This window comes from Brotaphodocola sp., assembly GCF_050873065.1.
Taxonomy (GTDB): domain Bacteria; phylum Bacillota; class Clostridia; order Lachnospirales; family Lachnospiraceae; genus Brotaphodocola.
This window is the reverse complement of record NZ_JBNMIC010000025.1, coordinates 17736-39769: the sequence shown is the minus strand read 5'-3', so window position 1 is coordinate 39769 and position 22034 is coordinate 17736. Positions and strand designations below refer to the sequence as shown.

The 22034-nt window shown below is 49.2% G+C and carries 22 protein-coding genes and 1 riboswitch; of the genes, 18 read left to right on the top strand and 4 right to left on the bottom strand.

Annotation, left to right across the window (positions count from 1 at the left end; all coding sequences use genetic code 11):
* Positions 1–2 precede the first annotated feature (2 nt).
* Positions 3–779 carry a type I 3-dehydroquinate dehydratase gene (gene aroD / locus ACR0QE_RS08235; RefSeq protein WP_432627886.1) on the bottom strand — a complete coding sequence of 259 codons (777 nt, stop codon included), beginning with the start codon at positions 777–779 and terminating at the stop codon, positions 3–5.
* A 222-nt stretch (positions 780–1001) separates the two neighbouring features.
* On the opposite strand from aroD, the gene ACR0QE_RS08230 reads away from it, so the two are divergent.
* The 5 genes from ACR0QE_RS08230 (at position 1002) to fsa (ending at position 5356) form a co-directional block, all read left to right on the top strand.
* A complete protein-coding gene (locus ACR0QE_RS08230) occupies positions 1002–1733 on the top strand; it encodes a DUF554 domain-containing protein (RefSeq protein ID WP_432627885.1) in 732 nt (243 codons plus the stop codon).
* Positions 1734–1966: 233 nt separating this feature from the next.
* Complete coding sequence (locus ACR0QE_RS08225; protein ID WP_432627884.1) at positions 1967–2575, top strand: ECF transporter S component; 609 nt, start codon at positions 1967–1969, stop codon at positions 2573–2575.
* 74 nt (positions 2576–2649) lie between these two features.
* On the top strand, positions 2650–3315 hold the full coding sequence (locus tag ACR0QE_RS08220) for a uridine kinase family protein (RefSeq protein WP_432627883.1): 666 nt from the start codon (positions 2650–2652) through the stop codon (positions 3313–3315).
* A gap of 139 nt (positions 3316–3454) precedes the next feature.
* Positions 3455–4399 (top strand): LarC family nickel insertion protein, encoded by a 945-nt coding sequence (locus tag ACR0QE_RS08215; protein WP_432627882.1) that lies wholly within the window; start codon positions 3455–3457, stop codon positions 4397–4399.
* Between the two features lie 306 nt (positions 4400–4705).
* A complete protein-coding gene (fsa, locus tag ACR0QE_RS08210; protein ID WP_432627881.1) occupies positions 4706–5356 on the top strand; it encodes a fructose-6-phosphate aldolase in 651 nt (216 codons plus the stop codon).
* A gap of 237 nt (positions 5357–5593) precedes the next feature.
* Here the strand turns inward: fsa and ACR0QE_RS08205 are convergent, their stop codons facing one another.
* Positions 5594–7012, bottom strand: a complete 1419-nt coding sequence (locus ACR0QE_RS08205) for a sodium/glutamate symporter (protein WP_432627880.1) — start codon at positions 7010–7012, stop codon at positions 5594–5596.
* Between the two features lie 545 nt (positions 7013–7557).
* Here ACR0QE_RS08205 and ACR0QE_RS08200 point away from each other — a divergent pair.
* The 4 genes from ACR0QE_RS08200 (at position 7558) to ACR0QE_RS08185 (ending at position 11088) form a co-directional block, all read left to right on the top strand.
* Positions 7558–9051: an NAD(P)/FAD-dependent oxidoreductase gene (locus tag ACR0QE_RS08200; RefSeq protein ID WP_432627879.1), complete on the top strand. Its 1494-nt coding sequence runs from the start codon at positions 7558–7560 to the stop codon at positions 9049–9051.
* Positions 9052–9152: 101 nt separating this feature from the next.
* A complete protein-coding gene (locus ACR0QE_RS08195; RefSeq protein ID WP_432627878.1) occupies positions 9153–10397 on the top strand; it encodes an NAD(P)/FAD-dependent oxidoreductase in 1245 nt (414 codons plus the stop codon).
* Positions 10390–10752, top strand: a complete 363-nt coding sequence (locus tag ACR0QE_RS08190; protein WP_432627877.1) for a DUF1667 domain-containing protein — start codon at positions 10390–10392, stop codon at positions 10750–10752. Before ACR0QE_RS08195 ends, ACR0QE_RS08190 begins: the two co-directional genes overlap by 8 nt.
* A 3-nt stretch (positions 10753–10755) precedes the next feature.
* A complete protein-coding gene (locus ACR0QE_RS08185) occupies positions 10756–11088 on the top strand; it encodes an LPS biosynthesis protein (protein ID WP_432627876.1) in 333 nt (110 codons plus the stop codon).
* Between the two features lie 22 nt (positions 11089–11110).
* On the opposite strand, the gene ACR0QE_RS08180 is transcribed toward ACR0QE_RS08185, so the two are convergent.
* Positions 11111–11977, bottom strand: a complete 867-nt coding sequence (locus ACR0QE_RS08180; RefSeq protein ID WP_432627875.1) for a TrmH family RNA methyltransferase — start codon at positions 11975–11977, stop codon at positions 11111–11113.
* A 277-nt stretch (positions 11978–12254) separates the two neighbouring features.
* A riboswitch (TPP riboswitch) is annotated at positions 12255–12358 on the top strand.
* Positions 12359–12778: 420 nt separating this feature from the next.
* Between ACR0QE_RS08180 and thiW the strand changes: the two genes are divergently transcribed.
* From thiW to ACR0QE_RS08150, 6 genes are all read left to right on the top strand, one after another.
* Positions 12779–13369, top strand: coding sequence for an energy coupling factor transporter S component ThiW (thiW, locus tag ACR0QE_RS08175; protein ID WP_432627874.1), 591 nt, complete (start codon positions 12779–12781; stop codon positions 13367–13369).
* On the top strand, positions 13320–14192 hold the full coding sequence (gene thiM / locus ACR0QE_RS08170) for a hydroxyethylthiazole kinase (RefSeq protein WP_432627873.1): 873 nt from the start codon (positions 13320–13322) through the stop codon (positions 14190–14192). Before thiW ends, thiM begins: the two co-directional genes overlap by 50 nt.
* Positions 14193–14324: 132 nt before the next feature.
* Positions 14325–14957, top strand: coding sequence for a thiamine phosphate synthase (thiE, locus tag ACR0QE_RS08165; protein ID WP_432627896.1), 633 nt, complete (start codon positions 14325–14327; stop codon positions 14955–14957).
* A gap of 156 nt (positions 14958–15113) precedes the next feature.
* Positions 15114–15878 (top strand): alpha/beta hydrolase, encoded by a 765-nt coding sequence (locus ACR0QE_RS08160; RefSeq protein ID WP_432627872.1) that lies wholly within the window; start codon positions 15114–15116, stop codon positions 15876–15878.
* Positions 15879–15981: 103 nt separating this feature from the next.
* Entirely contained in the window at positions 15982–16743 is a 762-nt protein-coding gene (locus ACR0QE_RS08155) for an esterase family protein (RefSeq protein ID WP_432627871.1), read from the top strand.
* Positions 16744–16887: 144 nt separating this feature from the next.
* On the top strand, positions 16888–18096 hold the full coding sequence (locus ACR0QE_RS08150) for an ATP-grasp domain-containing protein (RefSeq protein ID WP_432627870.1): 1209 nt from the start codon (positions 16888–16890) through the stop codon (positions 18094–18096).
* 162 nt (positions 18097–18258) lie between these two features.
* On the opposite strand, the gene ACR0QE_RS08145 is transcribed toward ACR0QE_RS08150, so the two are convergent.
* Positions 18259–18777 (bottom strand): nitroreductase, encoded by a 519-nt coding sequence (locus tag ACR0QE_RS08145; protein WP_432627869.1) that lies wholly within the window; start codon positions 18775–18777, stop codon positions 18259–18261.
* 207 nt (positions 18778–18984) lie between these two features.
* On the opposite strand from ACR0QE_RS08145, the gene ACR0QE_RS08140 reads away from it, so the two are divergent.
* From ACR0QE_RS08140 to ACR0QE_RS08130, 3 genes are all read left to right on the top strand, one after another.
* Complete coding sequence (locus ACR0QE_RS08140) at positions 18985–20040, top strand: tRNA dihydrouridine synthase (RefSeq protein WP_432627868.1); 1056 nt, start codon at positions 18985–18987, stop codon at positions 20038–20040.
* A gap of 163 nt (positions 20041–20203) precedes the next feature.
* Positions 20204–20581, top strand: coding sequence for a LytR/AlgR family response regulator transcription factor (locus tag ACR0QE_RS08135; RefSeq protein WP_432627867.1), 378 nt, complete (start codon positions 20204–20206; stop codon positions 20579–20581).
* 250 nt (positions 20582–20831) lie between these two features.
* A complete protein-coding gene (locus tag ACR0QE_RS08130; RefSeq protein WP_432627895.1) occupies positions 20832–21995 on the top strand; it encodes an FprA family A-type flavoprotein in 1164 nt (387 codons plus the stop codon).
* Positions 21996–22034: the final 39 nt, after the last annotated feature.

Sequence of the window (22034 nt, the reverse complement as noted above, 5' to 3'; positions counted from 1 at the left end):
TTTTACTGCGTATTTTCCGGAAGATTCTCGTGAATGAGATTTAATACCGTTTTCAGATCTTCGGCATTGATCTGGCCAGGAGCGGAGGCCTTTCCGACGGCGCCGAATGTCAACGCAGATCCGAAGACTTCTCCGCAGAGGCGGCTGATGAGTCCGGTACCGCTCATCGACATCGTGATAATCGGTTTCTCGGAAAAATGAGATGCGGTTTCTGTCGCGGACAGCAGACGGAGAACATCTCGTCTGGAATTCGGCATCACGGCGATTTTTAAGATGTCAGCGCCGAGAAAATCCATTTTTTTGAAGATGTTGAGGATGGTTTCCTCATCCGGAGTCTCGTGAAAATGGTGATTGGAGGCGATGACCGGAATCTGGTGTGTGTGAGCTTTTGAAATAATTTTCTGCACGACATCATCTCCGCTGAAGATTTCCACATCGATCAGGTCGACGAGACCGGAAGTGATTGCGCGATGGTTCAGGAGGATATAGTCTTCCATTGCGATCTCGCGCTCACCGCCCTCCTTTCTGGTGCGGAAGGTAAAGAGCACAGGGGTGTCCGGAAGAACTTCGCGGAGTGTGTGCAGAGCTTTCTTCATCTGTTCTTCGTCGAAAATGTCAGAAAAGTAATCAGCACGCCATTCCACAATGTCAGGAGCAACCTGTCTGATTGAAAGAGCGGAGCTCCCTAATTCTTCGATAGTGCTTCCCACGATGGGAACACAGACTTTCGGGATGCCCTCTCCGATGGTAATTCCGCGAACAGTAATCGTTTTATCCATAATTTTCCGATGTCCTTTCCTTTATAAGTAGGTTAAATAAGTAGATAGATAAAATAAATAAGAAAATCCGATAAACAAAGTTTTGTTTTCTTGAACTTATGATACCATGGAGGTAGATCGGGTGGCAAGAGAAAAAGCGGTTGACATAACGGATGGATTCTCGTTATGATTATAAGATAAGGCGAAAACAAAAGAAAAAAGGGAAAGAAGGAAAGATGTGTTATGCCAGTGGGAATTTTAATTAACGCTTTGTCGATTGTGGCAGGTGGTCTGATCGGTCTGTTTGTGGAGGACAGACTTGATCTGGATTTCAAGGAAAAGCTCAACATGATTTTTGGTGTCTGTGCGATGGGAATGGGAATCAGTTCGGTCATGCTGATGAGAAACATGCCGGCAGTCATTTTCTCTGTAGTAATCGGAACAGCAGTCGGACTGATGATTCACCTTGGGGATTGGATCCAGAAGGGCGCAGGCATGATGCAGCGTGCAGCATCAAAGATCGTCACGAACAAGAACACCTCGATCTCAGAGGAAGAATTCATGACCACTCTGGTGACGGTGATTGTCCTGTTCTGTGCAAGCGGAACCGGAATTTACGGTTCGATTGTCTCTGGGATGACCGGAGATCACAGCATTCTGATCGCAAAGTCGGTGCTGGATCTGTTCACGGCGATGATTTTTGCGTGCATGCTTGGCGGAGTGGTATCTCTGATTGCGATTCCCCAGCTCGTCATCTTCCTTGCACTTTTCTTTTGTGCAGGCTTGATCTACCCGATGACGACACCGGAGATGATTGATGATTTCAAGGCAGCGGGTGGCTTCATTATGCTGGCAACGGCATTCCGGATGATGAAGGTAAAGATGTTCCCGACAGCAGATATGATCCCGGCGATGGTGCTCGTGTTCCCGGTCAGCTGGATCTGGAGTACATGGATTCTTCCGTTGGTCAGCTAAACGAAAGAGAAAATTTCCCAAACAGAAAATCTCTTATGGATACGGTTGCGGGAGCAGAGTTTGGCTGGAGATGACTGGAAAATAGGAGTTGACAGAAAACGTTTTTTTTCTGTATAATTATAACATAAACGAAGTACACAAGTACTTCATGTGATCAGAAGGATCACCGGATATCAGGCGCAGGCCTGTATTTGGTGATCCTTTTTTTACTTTAATAGGAAAGGACAGAACATATGGATCAAAGAAGAGAGAAGAGACAGAACAATCAGAGAGAGAACAGTCACGAGCGGACAAAGAAACTGACGCTTGCGGCGATGTTTTTTGCACTTGGAATCGTACTTCCATTCTGGATCGGACAGATTCCGGCGATTGGAAAAGTCCTGCTTCCGATGCATATCCCGGTGCTGCTTTGCGGACTGATTGTCGGCTGGAAATACGGTCTTGCGGTTGGATTTCTGCTTCCGGTTGTGAGAGGAATGCTCTTTGGCATGCCGAAACTCTTCCCGAATGGAATGGCAATGGCGCTGGAACTTGGAACATATGGGCTGGTGATCGGTCTCGTTTACGGACATTCCAAATGGAAATGTATGCTGGCACTGTATCGGAGCCTGATTACTGCAATGATTGCGGGGCGTCTCGTGTGGGCGGCAGCTGAAGTGGTACTTTTGGGTGTGACGGGAAGTGCGTTCACCTGGCAGATGTTTGTGGCGGGGGCTTTCCTCAATGCAATTCCGGGAATCATTCTTCAGCTTGTGCTGATTCCGACGGTGATGGCAGCGCTTAACCGCGCAAATGTCCTGAAATTTTCCCGGCCGGATGCACTCCGCGAGAACGCACAGTGATTCTAAGTGGCTTAGTGTGTGTGAAAATAAAAGGGAAAGAAAGATAAAAAACAGAAGATAGGACAGAGCGATAAATGGCAGAGAAAACAAGACAGACAAAAGAGATAAGTCAGACAGAGATAGGGCAGACAGAGACGGCACAGGAGTCGTCATACATGGCACAGGAGGCAGACCTTGTCATGCGAGAGATCCGCGGATTGCAGAAATTGCATCCGCGGGTTTTTGTCGCTGTTGACGGCAGATGCGGCGCCGGCAAGACGACACTTGCACAGGAAATTCGGAAGCAAACGGGATGTGCGCTTTTCCACATGGACGATTTTTATCTGAGGATGGAGCAGAGAACAAAGGAACGGTATGAGGAGCCGGGAGGAAATGTTGACCGGGAGCGCTTTCTTGAGGAGGTTTTGACTCCGCTAAAGACGGCAAAAGATGGAGAGATATTATCATATCGCCCGTTCCTCTGCGGAAAATGGGTGCTCGGTGATCCGATTTCGGAGCAGGTGGGATCGCTGATTGTCGTGGAAGGATCCTATTCCTGCCATCCGGAACTCTTTGACCGGTATGATCTGCATGTGTTTGTGGATATTGACCCGCAGACTCAGCAGGAGCGCATTTTGAGAAGAAACGGGGCGGAAAAGCTGGAGATGTTTAAGAACCGATGGATTCCGATGGAAGAGGCATATTTTTCTGCTTTCGGAATCCGGGAGAAATGTGAGATTCAGCTGAATGGAGGGCGCTGAAAGAAAAGCGGCAGATAAGAAAAAACCAGAATCCGGAGAGCGCACGAAGAGATAGAACAGAGAGAAAGAAAGCAACAGAAAATAAAGAAAGAGAAAGAAACAGAATACGAAAAAACGGAGAAAAGACAGGAGAAGAACAATGAGATCATTATATCTGGAATGTTATTCGGGGATCAGTGGGGATATGACAGTGGCAGCACTTCTTGATCTGGGGGCAGATCAGAAGGTTCTCGAGAAGGCGCTTGCAAGCCTTCCGGTTCACGGTTTTCAGACAGAAGTCACGAGGGTGAAGAAATCGGCGTTAGATGCCTGCGATTTCCTCGTAAAACTTGATGCGGAGCATGAGAATCACGACCATGACATGAAGTATCTGTATGGACATGATCACAGTGAGGACCACGAGCATCACGACCACGAGCATCCCCACAGCCATGGTCATGACGAGAATCACAGCCATGGTCATATTCACGAAGAAGAGCATGAACATGAGAACCATGAAGATCATGACCATGAAGAGCATCATGAGCACGATCATGCGCACCACCATCACCATGAACATCGCGGAATGAAAGAAATCATGGCGATTTTAGAGCAGGCCGAGCTGAGTGAGGGTGCACGCAGACTTGCGGAAAAGATTTTTACGATTCTCGGGGAGGCAGAGGCAAAGGCGCACGGAACGACTCTGGATCAGGTGCATTTCCATGAAGTCGGAGCGATTGATTCCATCGTGGATATTGTGGCTGCGGCAGTGTGCTTTGACAATCTCGGAATCGAGAATGTCATCATCCCGTTTCTCTGCGAGGGAAGCGGAACTGTGCGCTGCCAGCATGGCGTGCTTCCGATTCCGGTTCCGGCAGTGGCAAATATTGCGGCGGCAAATCGCCTGAGACTGCGCATGACCGGCGCAAAAGGCGAGTATGTGACTCCGACCGGAGCGGCGATCGCAGCGGCTGTGCGGACTTCACAGAAGCTTCCCGAGACGTTTGTGATTGAGCGCATCGGTCTTGGAGCGGGAAAGAGAGAGCAGGAGCTTCCGGGAATTCTGCGAGCAATGATTTTAAATGACAATGATGGGGAAGAATAATTACCAGAAAAATCTCTATTTCTTCCAGTAGTTCTGTTTTTCAAATCTGATTATAATGTCAGAGGAATGCAGAGAAATACGAAAGCACGGATCAGACAGATCGGTCGGACCAGGGATTTGAGACATCGTGGAGTGACGTGAAAAATGGGACGGGATGTGTTCTGAGAAGGCAGCGATTACCCCCATAATACAGCAGTATTTCTCTGCGTTCTGAGTAAAAAGTGACAGGGTTTGAGAGGATTTTTCAAAAGTTTCTTTTGGGAAAATAAGAATAGGCAGGTTTCAAAGAAAGAGGAGGAACGAGAGATGCGCTTTTTTGTGGATACGGCAAATGTGGAAGAGATTCGGAAAGCAGCGGATATGGGTGTGATCTGTGGTGTGACGACAAATCCGTCTTTGATTGCAAAAGAGGGACGGGACTTCAAACAGGTGATTGAGGAGATTGTCTCCATCGTGGACGGACCGGTCAGCGGTGAGGTCAAGGCGACGACCGTGGACGCAGAGGGAATGATCCGCGAGGGACGTGAGATTGCCTCCATCCATCCGAATATGGTTGTAAAGATTCCGATGACCGTGGAAGGTCTGAAGGCAGTAAAAGTGCTGACCGCAGAGGGAATCAAGACAAATGTGACTCTGGTATTTTCCGCAGCGCAGGCACTTCTGGCAGCGAGAGCCGGTGCCACCTACGTTTCTCCGTTCTTGGGACGTCTGGATGATATTTCCATGCCGGGTATTAACCTGATCGAGGAGATCACGGAGATTTTTCAGATGCACGATATTCAGACGCAGATCATTGCCGCAAGCATCCGCAATCCGATTCATGTGATTGACTGTGCGAGAGCAGGCGCAGACATTGCGACGGTGCCGTACAAAGTCATTGAGCAGATGACAAAGCATCCTCTGACAGATGCGGGAATTGCGAAATTCCAGGCAGACTACGAGGCATCTTTGAAGTGATGGATAAAATCGATGTGTTCTAAATGAGTCAGAATCCGAATAAGATGAATCTGAATAAGGTGAATCCGAATAAGAAGAATAAAAGCAAGAAGAGTTAAAACAAGAATGAAAACAACAAAAAAGCTGTGGCAAGGAGAAAATTGAGGGAGTACCTCATTTCCATGCCGCAGCTTTTTTCTATTTTCGGTTTTTTATTGAGCGTTATTAGGAATCAGATGTTATTCGCGATGATTGTTATTACACACCTTCTGCATTATTGGCATTTCCGAGAGCGCCGGAGGCAGGTCTTGAAGCACTCGAAGCCGGATGATATACGGCAATCGGATTGCCCGGTCTCCACCAGTTTAAGAGATATGCAGCTACAAACATCAGGGCAACTCCGCCGAGAATCACCCAGGTCACGAGGTTTGCACCGTAGACACCGAACTGTGCAATGACAATCGGGGGAACAACCTGGAGAGCGACGAGGATCGGGCGGTTGAAGAGATCGGAGATGCCGGAATCCTCGATGCCGCGGGATTTAAGATCCGGATCGACGACGCGCTGGAGAAGAACACCTGTTGCAGCGACACCTGTTGCATGACCCCATACCATCATGTTGCGCTCAAACCAGTCATAGGGAGAGCTCTTTGCACCGACTGCCATGAACCAGAGGAAGGTGACAAGGAAACCTGATGCACATACCACGATGAGAGGAACAGCATAGTGCATGACAAGCGCGAGCTTTACGGATCCGACACCGGAGATAATCAGAAAGTCCGTGGAAGTTCCGCTGATGCGGCTGACGGTGCTTCGGTCAATGTACTTGATTGCGCCGGTGCGTTTTAAGATTCCCTGCATCAGGAAACCGAAGAGCAGTGCCATACAGAATGCCGGGATCTCAGCCGGAATCAGAGTCTTTAAAAACTGGCAGAGGTAATATCCGCAGAGAGACGGAACAAGAATGATTGCAAGATGAAATGCCATTGGGTCTACACAGATGCTGGAAATCGTGATCTTTCCGCCCTGTTTCTGTTTTTCCGGAGCGATCAGACCGGTGCGAAGCTCAGATGGAAGATTTTTTGGGTCAGTGACATAGTGGGTGTAGCCTTTTCGAGTCCCCCAGTTGATGATTGCAATGCCGCCGATGATGCCGCCGACGATGCCGACGGTTGCCGTTGTCATTGCGAGGTCTCCTGCTTCCTCCCAGCCGAGACCGGCGAAGGTGGAGCCGACAGCGGCAGCGGTTCCGTGACCGCCGTAGAAACCGGTTGCCATCATCAGGCCGAATCCCGGATTCAGATTGGTGAAGAAGCGGTTGAGTACATATAAGGAAAGAAACATGCCGACGCCGTACTGGAGAACAGCGATTCCGGTGATGTTAAAAAACATGCCGCCAATGGCTCTTCCGCTTAAATGTTCTTTCGCGGGAGCATCCCCGATCGGCATTGCCGCAAAGATCAGAACGATCAGGACGCTGGCGTAAGTTCCGAGACTTCCGGAAAAGGGAATCACGTTAAGGCCGTTCGGTCCGAAGGCGAGTGCCAGAAAGCCGGCGATCAGAGACGGGGGAATCAGAAGTTTCTGAAAAAGTTTTACGTTTGCTCTCAGCACCTGACCAACCAGAAGAAGTCCGGCCATCAGGCTTACATCGGTAAATACAGTCCACAAGGTCATATTCGATACCTCCATACAGAAGCGTTTCACTTGAAAATTCCGGCATTTTTTCCGATCCGATATCGTTGTCTATATACCAGATATCTGGATATCTCTGATATTTCATCAGGGTAAGAAAAATGGCGTCGAAGCAATAAAATGTATAAATATGCATATTATGCATAAAACACATTTCCGCAGCTTGTGCGGATGCCTCTGACGCCTTTGCCAGTTTTTGTCAATGTTGGAAACGTTATTGATCAGTTTCGCTCGAGTTGCCTGTATTATACGACCCGAAAATCGAAAAGTCAAGCGATTTTACAATATTTTTTCTGTTATAGCCACAACTCTTTTATTGTGAAAGTCTGGGGCGAAATTATTGAAAAATGTTTTGGAAAGAAATTGACAAAGTGAAAAAAGTGTGTATATAATGCATACATGTTGCATACGAAACAGCCACCGCTTTGCCGGATGAATGGAGCGCAACACAGATTGAAAAACAAAGTCGATGCCGAGATGCCGCAGGACGGTGAGGCGATAATAAGGAGACTTGAGAGGAGGCAATTATGATCAAACAGGATGCTGCCGTTACTTATGACTGTCTGATTATCGGAGCCGGTGTCGTGGGAAGTGCGATTGCGAGAGAGTTATCGCGGTACTGCCTGAACATCGGAGTGCTCGAGAAGGAACCGGATGTGTGCTGTGAGACGAGTGCACGAAATTCCGGAGTGCTTCATGCCGGATTTAACAATAAACCGGGTTCGCTGATGGCGCGTTTCTGTGTGGAAGGAAACAGAATGTTTGACCAGGTTGCGAAAGAGCTGGATATTCCTTATAAGAGAACCGGAAAACTGATTGTCGGCTTCAATGAGGATGACAGAAAACGCCTTGAACAGATGAAAGCGACCGGAGACAAGAACGGGGTCCCGGGTCTTGAGCTGATCGACAAAGAGCGGATTCATGAGATTGCTCCTCTAGTCGGCGGAGAGTTTGCAATGTGGTCCCCATCCACGGCGATTCTCGATCCTTTCCAGTACACGGTGGGAATGGCAGAAAATGCGGCGAAAAACGGAGTTTCGTTCTTCTTTTCTCATGAAGTCACAGCGATTGAGACGGATGAAAATGGAATTTACACGGTTGAGACGACAAAGGGAAGTTTTCGGAGCCGCTGGATTGTAAACAGTGCCGGTCTCGGCTCCGCTAAGATTTCCACGATGCTTGGAATCGATGAATATACGATTTATCCGTGCCGTGGCGAGTATTTCATTCTCGATCAGAAGGTGGGACCGATGCTTCCGGTTCCGGCTTATCCGGTTCCAAACCCGAAGGAAGGAGGACTCGGCATTCATCTGACGCCGTCGATCGATGGAAATGTGTTTATCGGACCGAGTTCCGAGTACATCGATGCAGATGACGACTATTCGGTGACCCAGCATACGATGGATCTGCTGATCAAGGATGGATCCCGGATTTTCCCATATTTAAAGAGGGAATCCTTCATCCGAAATTTTGCGGGAATCCGCCCGAAGCTGGCACCGAAGGAGGAGGGCGGCTATCATGACTTTGTGATTGAGCGCCGGGATGACATAGCGCCTCATGCAGTCAACCTCGTGGGAATCGAGTCTCCGGGCCTGACGAGTGCCGTGCCGATCTCAAAAGAAGTTGTCCGGCTGATTGAGGAAGTGGAACCGCTTAAACCAAATCCGGACTTTGACCCGATCCGCAGACGCGTGGAGACATTCCGGGATAAGACGCCGGATGAGCAGGCTGAGCTGATCCGCAAGAACCCGGATTACGGCGATGTGATCTGCCGCTGTGAGAATATCACGAGAGCAGAGATTCTCTCCGCAATTCACAATCCGCTCGGCGTTCACACGGTGACAGGGGTAAAATACCGCTGCCGCGCGATGATGGGCCGCTGCCAGGGCGGTTACTGTCAGGCAAAAATTGCAGAGCTGCTGATGCAGGAGACAAAGACGGCGAAAGAAGATCTGCGCTATTGCAGAGATGATGGATGGATGTTTACAGGCGATGTCCGGACAAAGGTGAAAACGATATAACGACGATATAACAACGATATAATACAGTGGTGGCAGCAGATTTTGCCGGTTTGGAATGTGAAGCATCAGGAGCAGAGAAACCGGACAGGAGGGATGGAGAGATGAATCCAGTACATAAGAGCGTGGTTATCATTGGCGGCGGTCCGGCGGGACTTGCAGCCGCACTCAGACTTTATGAAAAGGGAATCAGGGATCTCGTGATTCTCGAGAGAGAACATCGGCCGGGCGGAATTCTCCGCCAGTGCATTCATGACGGGTTTGGACTGACCCGGTTTAAGGAGACGCTCAGTGGTCCGGAATATGCCGCAAGATTTGTCGATCAGGCGGAAAAACTCGGCATTGAGATCATCACGGACACGACAGTCATCGGTCTGACGAAAGACCGGATTGTGACGGCGGCTTCCCCGAAGGGCCTTCTCCAGTATCAGGCAGATGCAGTCATTCTTGCGATGGGATGCAGGGAGAGAACGAGAGGGGCACTCTCGATTCCGGGAGAGCGTCCGGCCGGCGTCTTCACCGCAGGCGTGGCACAGACTTACGTCAATCTGAAAAATACAATGGTGGGACGAAATGTCATCATCCTCGGTTCCGGGGACATCGGCATGATTATGGCGCGGAGAATGACGCTTGAGGGAGCGAAAGTGCTCGCAGTCTTTGAGATTCAGCCGTACCCGAGCGGACTTCCGAGAAACATTGAACAGTGCCTGAACGATTACGGAATCCCGCTCTATCTGAGTCACACGGTGACCGGAATTCACGGAAAATCCAGACTGGAGTCCGTGACCGTCAGTGAGGTGGATGAGAACCTCAGACCGATCCCGGGGACGGAGAAGGACTATGATTGCGATACGCTGATTCTCTCTGTCGGTCTGATTCCGGAGAATGAGCTCTCCTTAAAGGCCGGAATCGAGCTCGACCCGAGAACGAAGGGACCACTGGTGGATGAGAACTGCCAGACGACAGTTCCGGGAATCTTTGCTGCCGGAAACGTCCTTCATGTGCATGATCTTGTGGATTTCGTCTCTCTTGAGGCGGAGCGGCTTGCGGATGCGGCAGCCGACTGGGTGAAGGCACAGGCACTTCCGGAGTGTGAGATTGCTGTGCAGGCTGAGGGACCTCTCGGATATGTACTTCCGGAGGCGATCAGCGGAGAGAAGGATGTGACACTCTCGATGCGTGTGCGCCGTCCGATGAAAAACTGTCGTCTGGAGATCTGTCAGGACGGGGAAGTTCTGGTATCGAAAAAACTGAAAAAAGCGATTCCGGCGGAGATGGAGCAGATTGTGCTTCCTCATGCAAAGCTGAAATCAAAAAATCCGGTAAAGGTGGTGATTTGCGGTGAATAGAGTGTTTACCTGTATTTTATGTCCAAACGGATGCGAGATTGATGTGGATTACGAGGGCACGAAGATTCATTCGGTGAGTGGAAATCTCTGCCCGAAGGGAAAAGAGTATGTGACGCAGGAACTTGTTTGCCCGAAGCGCAATATTGCGACTTCGGTGCTTGTGGAGGGCGGAGAACTTCCGCTTGTGAGTGTGCGCCTGACATCTCCGGTTCCCAGAGAGGAGATTTTCCATGTGATTGAGGAGATCCGCAAACAGTGTCTGACGGCTCCGGTTCATGCCGGAGAGGTGATTCTTCCGAATGTTCTCGGACTCGGAGCAGACGTGATTGCGACAAAAACAGTGGAGAAGGTGTAGCGTGTGAAAATAGAGGGAAATGAGAAAGAAAAAGCGGCGATGGCGGAATTTCATAAGGGCAACCGCGCAGAAGGTCTGCGTCTGCAGGAAGAGTTTGCGAGTGAATTTCGCACAGAATATGCAGACAAAGACCACTGCCCGTGCCAGAAAGCCTGCAGATATCACGGAAACTGCAAGGAGTGTGTGGCGATCCACAGGGCGCATCAGGAGCATGTGCCAAACTGTATGCGTCCGCTGATCAATGCAAAGATCAAGATTCTGTCTGAGCTGACAGAACACACGATTGCAAAGGAAATTGAGGCGCCCAAAGAGATCCTGAGAAAAGAATTTCTATAACTCAGACATCACAAACTTTTATTTATTTGTTACTTGCTCTGCGGCCGAGCTGCCAGAAAGCGACTGCACTTGCGGCGGCGACATTCAGGGAGTCGACTTCATGGTACATCGGAATCATTACCGTGTAGTCGCAGTCTGCGATGGTTTCCTCTGCGAGACCGTCTCCCTCTGTCCCGAGAATCAGCGCGAGTTTTTCTTCGCTCATCAGTTTCGGGTCATCAATTGAGACGGAATCTGTCTTGAGTGCCATCGCGGCAGTGCGAAATCCCATGGATTTCAGCTTTGCCATTCCAGCCGCTGGCCAGTCTCCATCGATGAATGTCCACGGAATCTGAAAGACCGTTCCCATGCTGACACGTGAGGCGCGGCGGTAGAGCGGGTCGGAGCATCCGTGTGTGAGGAGAACTGCGTCGATGCCGAGGGCGGCAGCGGAGCGGAAAATGGCGCCCACATTTGTCGGATTCATCACATTTTCGAGAATGGCGATGCGGTGGGCATCCTTGCAGACACTCTCCACAGACGGGAGTGCCTTTCGGCGCATTGCGCAGAGAACTCCGCGCGTTAAGGCAAAGCCGGTGAGTTTCGTCAGAACATCAAAACTGGCTGTGTATGCCGGGACATCCGGGTATCTGGCGAGCAGGTCGGCGGCCAGTGTTTTGTTGTGTTGCCCGGCAGGCCGGGACTGGGCCACAGACGCATCCGACGATTCGAGAAGAAAAGAGACGGGCTCGTACCCCGCCTGAAGCGCCCGGGAGATGACATTGGGGCTTTCTGCGATGAAAAGTCCGGTCTGCGGTTCGTAATAGCGAAGAAGCTGGTTTTCATTCAGCCGGGCGTAGAGATCCAGTTCCGGTGCGGAAAAATCTTTGATTTTGATGATATTTGCCATATTGAGAAACTCCGTTTCATTTTTTTATTCAAAACTCTTTCATTCAAAACTCTTTTATTCAAAATTCTTTTATTTGAATTTTTATTTCTGCCAAAATTAAAAAAACAGCCAGAATCCATTTTATTTTACAATGGGGCGGACGTGTTTGTCCAGAATAAAAGAAATTGACAGTTACTGTTTGCGCAACGCGTGAACAGTAACAATTGACATGTTTTGCCAGTTGTGGTATGGTTACCGTATATAAAATAATAAAACAAACCAAACAATAAAAAAATAGAGTGACAAGCGCGGGAGTCTGTGTGGCAGACTGAGAGGAAGATGAATCTTCGACCGTACCTGATTTGGGTAATGCCAACGGAGGGAAGCCTGGGTATGAAGAGCATATCTTCGGAACGAGTTTCCTGAAAGATATGTTTTTTTTATTTCATAGGAAATGGTGTCCTATCATTCTGTTTTATTTTGGGGGAGATACATTCTGACTGCACAGCTTCAAAATCCTTAAATCCTTGTTCTTGTCTGTAAGATGAGCCGGAGACCGGCGATGAAGAAAAATAGAGATGAGAGTGAGAGAGGTAATTAAAACTGGAAAAGGAGACTGGAGGGGGAGCGCCCTGCGGTCGGGCAGAAGGAGTTTACATAGCGATGGGAATCCGTGTTTCGGAGTGAGAGGAAGTAAGGGAACTTCGACCGAAAAAAGGGATACCTGTCGCTTTTTTTGGCCATTTACTTTCGGATGATTGGTTCTTCCGGAGTGGGACAGAGAGACAGACAGGAATGTCCCAAAATCAGGAGGAATGGAAGATGGAAAAAGAGAGAATAAAGACGTTTCGCATGGTATTTCTGGCAATGATGGTTGCAATCGGCGTGGTGATTTCCCCGATTCTGAGAATTGAGGGAATGTGTCCGACGGCGCATCTGATCAATATTACCTGCTCTGTATTTATGGGGCCGTGGTACTCGCTTCTGTGTGCCTGCATGATCGGTGTGATCCGCATGATGTTCATGGGAATTCCGCCTCTGGCACTGACGGGAGCTGTGTTCGGAGCATTTCTGTCCGGAGTATTCTATCGCGCGTCGAAAGGAAAAATCATCTGCGCGGTGTTTGGTGAGATTTTTGGTACGGGAATCATCGGTTCTCTCGTCTCTTATCCGGTTATGGCGTTTCTGATGGGAAGAGAGGGGCTGAATGCGTTTTACTATACCCCGATGTTTATCTCCGCAACGATTATGGGCGGAATTGCAGCGTATATTTTCCTGAAGGCACTGAGCCAGACGGGAATGCTTGCAAAATTTCAGGAGAGTTTGGGAGCGAAAGTTTATGACAAGAACGGAAGAAAGAGAAATGGACATGCAGAGAATTCCGCGCATGCTGGAAATGCGAAGGTATCTTAGAGAAAAACAGCCTTTGATTCACTGCATTACCAATCCAATCTCGATTCATGACTGCGCAAACGTGATTCTGGCAGTGGGAGCGAGACCGATCATGGCAGAGCATCCGAGAGAAGTGGAGGAGATCACAGCGGTCTCCTCCGCTTTGATGCTGAATCTGGGAAATATCACGGATGTGAGGATGGAATCCATGAGGCTTGCGCTTGCACAGGCAAACCGCAAAAACATTCCGGTGATTCTTGATCTTGTCGGTGTGACATGCAGCAAAATGCGGCGAGAATTTGCGGAGGATCTTCTCGCAGACGGAAAATTTGCGGTGATGAAGGGAAATATTTCTGAGATTCTGGCGGTGGCGTCCCAGCCGTTTCATGGAACCGGCATTGATGCGGGGGAGGAGGACGCAGTTTCAGCGGCCAATCAGGGCAAGCGTGGAGAAGTCGCAAAAAATCTCGCGAGAGAGTTCGAATGTGCAGTCCTTGCAACCGGGAAGAATGATCTGGTTGCCGTCTCGGATCAGACGTTTCTCGTATCAAACGGAGATCCTGCATTGTCCGGGATCACAGGCACGGGATGTATGGTCGGAGCACTGACAGCGGCGTACCTCTCTGCGGTCTGTGCCCCGTCCGATCTGGCGCTGTCAGCCCTTCTCGGTGTTGTGACCATGGGAATTGCGGGAGAGCATGCGGCAGCGGTTTCCCGTGGTCCGGGAAGCTTCCAGGCAGCCCTTCTCGATGAGATTTTCTGTCTGGGCGAGGAGGACTTTGCGAGAGAGGCGAGAATTCTCGCAGACGAAAAGCGCGATGGAGGATGTGCGGAGAATGTGTAGATGATGTACAGGTGCTATACAGACGATGTGCAGATGATGCGCACGGATGAGACACAGGTGTTTTGCGGTTTTGCCGGTATCGTATCGGGCGGAACAATGAAAAGAAGAAAAAGGAAAGGGCGGAAGAGACAAATGAAAAATCTGGATATGAGCTTATATCTGGTCACGGACAGCACCTATCACACGGAGGAGTCTTTGCTGAGAACCGTGGAGGCGGCCTGTGAGGGAGGAGTCACACTGGTACAGCTCAGAGAAAAACATGCGGGAGGACGGGAATATCTCGAGAAAGCGAGAAAGGTCCGCGAGATTACGGATCGCTTTGGGATTCCGTTAATCATCGATGACCGTGTGGATGTGGCGATGGCGTGCGGGGCAGCGGGAGTCCATGTCGGTTCTTCGGATCTTCCGGTTTCGGAGGTGCGCCGGATCCTTGGACCGGACAGGATTGTCGGAGCGACTGCAAAGACTGTGGAAGCGGCACGCAAGGCATACGAGGATGGAGCAGACTATCTCGGAGTCGGCGCGATTTATCCGACGACGACAAAGGTGGTGACGATCCGCACAGAGGTCTCCACACTCGACGCGATCTGCCGTGCAGTCCCGATTCCGGCAGTTGCAATCGGCGGTCTGAATCTGGAAAATATGGGAATCCTGGACGGAACTCCGATTGCGGGAATTGCGGTGGTATCTGCGATCATGAAGGCAGAGGATCCGAAAAAGGCGGCAAGTGATCTTCTCGGAAAAGTCCGTCAGATGAGACATTAGCCAATTATTGCCAGTTACTGTTTGCAGGGCGCGTGAACAGTAACCACATGATAATTGAAAAGAAAAGACTCCTGTGTTAAACTATGCATAACAACACAGGAGTCTTTTGTCATTTTGCGCAGGGAGACTCCGGGAATACAAGAGAGTGAGAAGACAATGGTTAAGAAATGGGAGATTACAATCCCGCAGTTTACGGGAAATGAACCGCGCAGAGCCTATCTGTATCTGCCGGAATCTTATGATCAGGATCCGGGACGGCGGTATCCGGTTTTGTACATGTTTGACGGCCACAATGTATTTTTTGACTGGGATGCCACCTATGGAAAGTGCTGGGGAATGAAAGAGTACATGGACCAAAGCCAGACGCAGATGATTGTGGCAGCAGTGGAGTGCAACCGCGGTGCGGACAATGGACGACTCTCTGAGTATTCCCCGTTTGATTTTTCGGATGCGAATTACGGAAAATTCAAGGGGCGCGGGAGAGAGACGATGGAATGGTTTGTGCGGGAATTCAAGTCATACGTCGATCAGAATTACCGGACGATTCCGGACCGGGAGCACACATTTATTGCCGGAAGTTCGATGGGAGGCCTGATGAGCCTGTATGCGGTCAGCGCGTTCAATGATGTGTTTTCCAGAGCGGCAGCGCTTTCTCCGTCGATCTGGACTTCTCCGGGAAAGATTGCGAAGATGATTCGCGAGACCTCCTACGGCCCGGATACCGCGGTTTATCTCGACTACGGTTCCGAGGAGCTTGGGTATCGGGAAAAGGCGTCCGAGCAGTTTGCAAAGGTGACGGGACTTCTGATCAAGAAGGGAGTCATGGTATCTTCGAGGATCGTTCCGGGAGGCACGCACAGTGAGGCGAGCTGGGAGCGCCAGATTCCATTTTTCATGGAGGCACTGAGTTATCAGAGATAGTGGAAGTCAGTCAGGCAGGCACAGTTACAAGAGAATAATCAGACAGGAAAAAGAGCATATGGAAATAAATGCTCAACCTGTCTGAGGAAGGATGGCGAGTGACATGGAGATGAATTATGTTAAGCAGTACAGCCCGGCTCTGGGGAGAGATATGGAGTGCAAGATTTACGGTCATGCAGGAAGACCGGTGCTCTATATTCCTTGTCAGGACGGGCGTTTTTTTGATTTTGAAAATTTTCATATGCATGAAACGTGGGCGCCGTGGATTGACCGCGGAGATGTGATGGTCTTCGCGATCGACACGATTGACCGGGAGACCTGGTCGGATGCTGACGGGGATCCGTACTGGAGAATCCGTCGCTATGAACAGTGGATCCGCTACATCACGGATGAGATGGTGCCGTTTATGAGAGAGACTGTAAATAAGAGAAATGGATGGAATGGATATCCGGATGTGATCGCGTTTGGCTGCAGCCTCGGGGCGACGCATGCGGCAAATCTCTATTTCCGCAGACCGGATCTCTTTGACGGGGTGCTTGCTTTAAGCGGTGTATACTCCGCTTCATACGGATTTGGAACATACATGGATGATCTTGTCTACATCAACTCGCCGGTCGACTATCTCGCAAATATGCCGACCAATCATCCTTACATCGAACTCTACAATCAGAAAAATGCGATTTTCTGTACCGGTCAGGGGCCGTGGGAGATCCCGGAATCTACCAGACAGCTTCAGCGGATTTTAGAGGAGAAAGGGATTGATGCGTGGGTGGATTACTGGGGATTTGATGTCTCCCATGACTGGCCGTGGTGGCATAAGCAGGTGGAATATTTTGTGCCGTATCTTTTAGGGCAGCACGCGTAAGAGTGGTGAAGCAGCCGTGCCTGTTTCGAGAAGGATCCGGGCAGCCATGTTAAGAAAAGGTCGAAGGTAATCATGTTGTAATCAGGTTAAAAAACTAAAAGTTAAGAAAAGACAAGAAAAAAGAAACAGAGGGGAGCGGATCAGATGAAGAATTTTGTGTTTATCTCACCGAATTTTCCGACGAACTACTGGCAGTTCTGCCGGGAGTTAAAGAAAAATGGAATGAATGTGCTTGGAATCGGGGATCAGCCGTACAATGAGCTGAGTGAGGATCTGAAGGAGAGCCTGAATGAGTACTACAAGGTCAGCAGCCTGGAAAACTACGATGAGGTTTACCGTGGTGTGGCATTTCTGATTTTCAAGCACGGCAAGATCGACTGGCTTGAGTCGAACAATGAGTACTGGCTTGAGCGGGATGCGAAACTTCGCACAGCTTTTCACATCACGAGCGGATTTCAGGAGGAGGATCTTCCGCGCATCAAGTACAAGTCCAAGATGAAAGAATATTATCGGCGTGTGGGAATCCCGACAGCGCGCTATCATCTCGTCGATGATCTTGAGGGATGTCAGGCATTCATCGAGAAAGTGGGTTATCCGGTTGTTGTCAAGCCGGAAAACGGTGTGGGCGCAGCGAGCACATACAAGCTGAAAAATGAGGCGGAACTTGAGGATTTCCTCAAAGAACGGGAAGAAAAAATGCCGGAGGTTCCGTACATCATGGAGGAGTTCATTGAGGCGGAGATCAATTCCTACGATGCGATTATCGACTCTCACGGAAATCCGCTCTTTGAGACGGGAAATGTGACTCCGATCTCGATCATGGATATCGTAAATAACGGAGATAACTCGATTTTCTACATTGTGAAGGATCTGCCCTCCGATGTGAGAATGGCGGGACGTGCGACCGTCAAGAGTTTTGGCGTCAAGAGCCGTTTCGTCCATTTTGAGTTCTTCCGTCTGACGAAGGATCACGAGGGACTCGGCCACAAGGGCGATGTGATGGCTCTCGAAGTCAATATGCGTCCGTGCGGCGGATTTAGCCCGGATATGATGGATTTTGCGAACAGCACAAACGTGTACAAGATCTGGGCGGATATGATCGCCTACGACAAGACGGAGGTGAAACCGGGACAGCGCTCTTACTGTGCGTTTGCCGGACGGCGTGACGGAAAGAATTTTGTGATGAGTGATCAGCAGATCAGAGAGAAATACGGAGAGCAGATCAAGATGGACCAGCGTCTCCCGGATGTTCTTGCGACAGCGATGGGAAATCAGATGTATGTCGCCCTCTTCCCGACAAAGAAAGAGATGGATCAGTTCTTTAGCGATATTCTGGAGTGCCAGCCGCTGTAAGGTGGTAAGCAGTTGACAGTGAGTGCATTTCATAATGCATCTCATCTGTTTTGACCGCTTTGAATTCGTTTCAGGATAATTCGGACAAAGGAGGAGACATTCTGCCGCAGAACGTCTCCTCCTTTTTGACGTGATAGATTTTCTTATTGTACTCTTATTTTACTACTTTACGAACACGATTTTTCCGGTCTTGTGAATCTCTTTTTCCGGAGCCGGAGCTGCATAGCCGAGGGCTGCGATGCCGTAAGCGACGTGGTCATCCGGAATTCCCCAGCTCTTTAAGATTGCGCGGACTTCCGGAACATCACAGCAGTCGCGCAGCTGGTTGATCCAGACAGAGCCGATTCCGAAAGAGTGGGCGGCGAGGAACATATTTTCCATCGCGCAGGCATTGTCATCGATTCCGTGGCGGCTGGTTCTCTCATTTGTCGTCACAACGATTGCGGCTGGCTGGTACATATCGTATCCCTCACGGCCGAGTGCCTTTCCGACTGCGGCTGCAAGTGCCTGAATCTTTTTGGCATCCGTCACAACCGTGAACTGCCAGGTCTGGCGGTTCATTCCGCTCGGGGCGTAGATGGCAGCCTGAAGAATCTGGTTAAGTTCCTCAGCCGGGATTTCTTTCTTTTCAAATGCGCGCACACTTCTTCGTGTGAGCAGATTTTCCATCACTGCGTTCATATCTAATCCTCCATTTCTAAAAATCTAAAAATCTTAAACTCTCAAATTTTCAAACTCTTCGGATAGGGTTTGATGAATTCCCATGTGTACAGGAAAGAAACTATATTTACTCTAGCACAAACAGAAAAAAATGTAAATTGTAGGAGAAGAGGGGATATGATAAAATAAACTGGAAAAATGGATTAGAAAAGGAAATGTACAATACGTATGAGATATGAATTTGCACCGATGGAGGGAATCACCGGATATGTGTACCGGAATGCCCATCATCAGTATTATGGAAAGGTTGACCGGTATTTTACGCCGTTCATCACACCGAACCAGACAAAAAAATTTACAAGCCGTGAGATGAACGATGTACTTCCGGAACACAATCAGGGACTTGCGATCGTTCCGCAGATTTTGACAAACAAGGCGGAGGATTTTCTCTGGGCAGCGGGAAAACTTAGAGAGCTTGGCTATGGGGAGATCAATCTGAATCTGGGATGCCCGTCGGGAACGGTTGTGACAAAAAAGCGCGGATCAGGATTTCTGGCATTTCCGGTGGCGCTTGACGCATTTTTGAATGAGGTGTGCACAGAGATGGACAGGATGGGAATGAAAATCTCTGTGAAGACGAGAGTCGGAAAAGACAGTCCGGAAGAGTGGGAGGAGCTTTTGGAGATTTACAGCCGCTATCCGCTCTCAGAACTGATTGTGCATCCGCGGATCCAGACGGACTTTTACCGGAATCACCCGAATCTGGAGGCCTATGAGATGGCAGCAGAGAAACTGCCAGAGAAAATTCCGCTCACGTACAACGGAGATCTGTTTTCCGTCAAAGATTTTGAAAATCTGCTTGAGCGCTTCCCGGACACGGAGAGCGTGATGATGGGGCGGGGACTCCTGACAAATCCGGCACTTGCAGAGCAGATTGACGCCCATGTTTCGATGACCGGTCGGAAAGTTGGACAGGAGAGTCGGGAGACGCGAGAAGGACAGGAAAAGCAGAACGGACATGGATACAGGGAGTTTTCAGATGAAAAGAGAAGGCTTCGCGAATTTCACGATGCACTCTTGGCTGGGTATGCGGAGGCAATTCCCGAGGATCGAAATGTCCTGTTCAAGATGAAGGAACTCTGGTTTTATTTTGGTCAGGCATTTGAGAATGACGAGAAGGCCTTAAAACAGATCCGCAAGGCGGTGCGCATGGATGTGTACCGGGATGCGGTGGCAAAGATTTTTTCGGAGTGTGAGCTGAAAAATCCGCCGGCATTTCAATAAAGCTTTGGAGTTGGGTCAAAATCAAGAAAAACGTTTGATAAAGACTTTGATAAAGACAAAGAAATCTGTCGTGTAGAGTCGTATAAATATGTAAAGTTGTAAATGTGTAAAGTTGCAGCAGAATGATGTGGGAAGATGTGGGGAAAGTGTGGGAAGAGGAAAAATGGCAGTCAGAACAATCATTGTGGATAACGCGCCGGAACTTTTGGAGAGGCTTGGCGGTTTTTTAAAAACGATGGATGGGGTGGAACTTCTGGCGAGTTTTGAGGAGGCAGTGTCCGTCGTGGATTTTGTCAGAGAACATGAGGTGGATCTCGTGTTTACCGATATTGTGATGCCGGACATCAGCGGAATCAGTCTGGCAAAAAAATTGCAGCAGCTTCAGAATCCGCCGGCAGTCGTGCTGATGTCGAGCATTCCGGGATTTTCGCTGGAGGCGTGGAAAATCCAGGCGTATACATTCATTGAGAAACCATATACAAAAGCGGATGTGACGCGGGTGATTTCAAAGTTTGCTGCGGATCAGACATCTTGTGTATGAGGACGTATTTGTCTTTTTTTACGAAAAATGCAGAAAAAAGACGGATAAAATCATAACATTGAGGGTAGAAATAAAAAGAATTTCGTGGTAGAATATTCAAGAAAATAAAAATAGTAACTATTTGCATTATAATGCCATTTATGATGCTAAAAACATGATACGAAAAAACAGGAAAGACAGAAAAAGAAACGAAATAAAAATTAAAAATAACAACAAACAAAATAGATAGAGACTAGGAGAAGAAAAAATGATCAGTGATATGAAGATTTCGGATTCGGTTGTGTATGTGGGAGCAAATGATAAGACGATTGATCTGTTTGAGAGCCAGTATCCGGTTCCGAATGGTGTTTCTTATAATTCCTATGTGATTCTGGATGAGAAGGTAGCAGTGATGGATACCGTGGATGCGAGAGCGACAGAGGAGTGGTTTGCAAACCTGGAGCGCGTTCTTGCAGGACGCCATGTGGACTATCTTGTGGTTTCTCATATGGAGCCGGATCATGCCGCAAATGTTCAGAGATTTGCAGAGCGCTATCCGGATACAAAGATTGTTGGAAATGCAAAGACATTCGGAATGATGGGACAGTTCTTTGATTTTGATCTGACTGACCGCAAGGTGGAAGTGAAAGAGGGAAGCACTTTGGAACTTGGAAGCCACACACTTCAGTTCTTCATGGCACCGATGGTTCACTGGCCGGAGGTAATGGTCTCCTATGAGCAGAGTGAGAAGATTCTGTTTGCGGCAGACGGTTTTGGAAAATTTGGTGCAATTGATGTGGATGAGGAGTGGGATGACGAGGCAGCCCGCTATTATCTGAACATTGTGGGCAAGTATGGCGTTCAGGTCCAGGGACTCTTAAAGAAGGCAGCCGGCCTTGACATTCGCACGATCTGTCCGCTTCATGGACCGGTTCTGAAAGAGGATCTCGGCCATTATCTTGGACTGTATCAGACCTGGAGCAGCTACGAGCCGGAGAAGAAGGGCGTTCTTGTGGCATTTGCATCGATCCACGGCAATACAGCAAAGGCAGCCCAGCTGATGGCGGAGTACTTAAAGGAGAACGGAGAGGCAGATGTGACGGTGATGGATCTGTCCCGCACGGATGTCTCCTATGCTGTCCGCAAGGCATTCTACTATGACCGCGTGGTTCTTGCCGCTGCAACGTATGACGGCGGAGTTTTCCCGTGCATGGAGGAATTCCTGCTTCACTTAAAGTCAAAGAATTACCAGAAGCGCACGGTTGGACTCATTGAGAACGGCACCTGGGCACCGCTTGCAGGCAAGGTGATGAGAGGAATCCTTGAGACGATGAAGGATATCACAATCGCAGAGCCGGTTGTCACGATCCGTTCTACGGTGAAGGCGGAGACTGAGGAGAAGATGAAGGAGCTTGCAAAAGTTCTCACCGCGTAATAAAATAAGAAAGACAGAGGGGAAGCCTGCGCAGTCAGA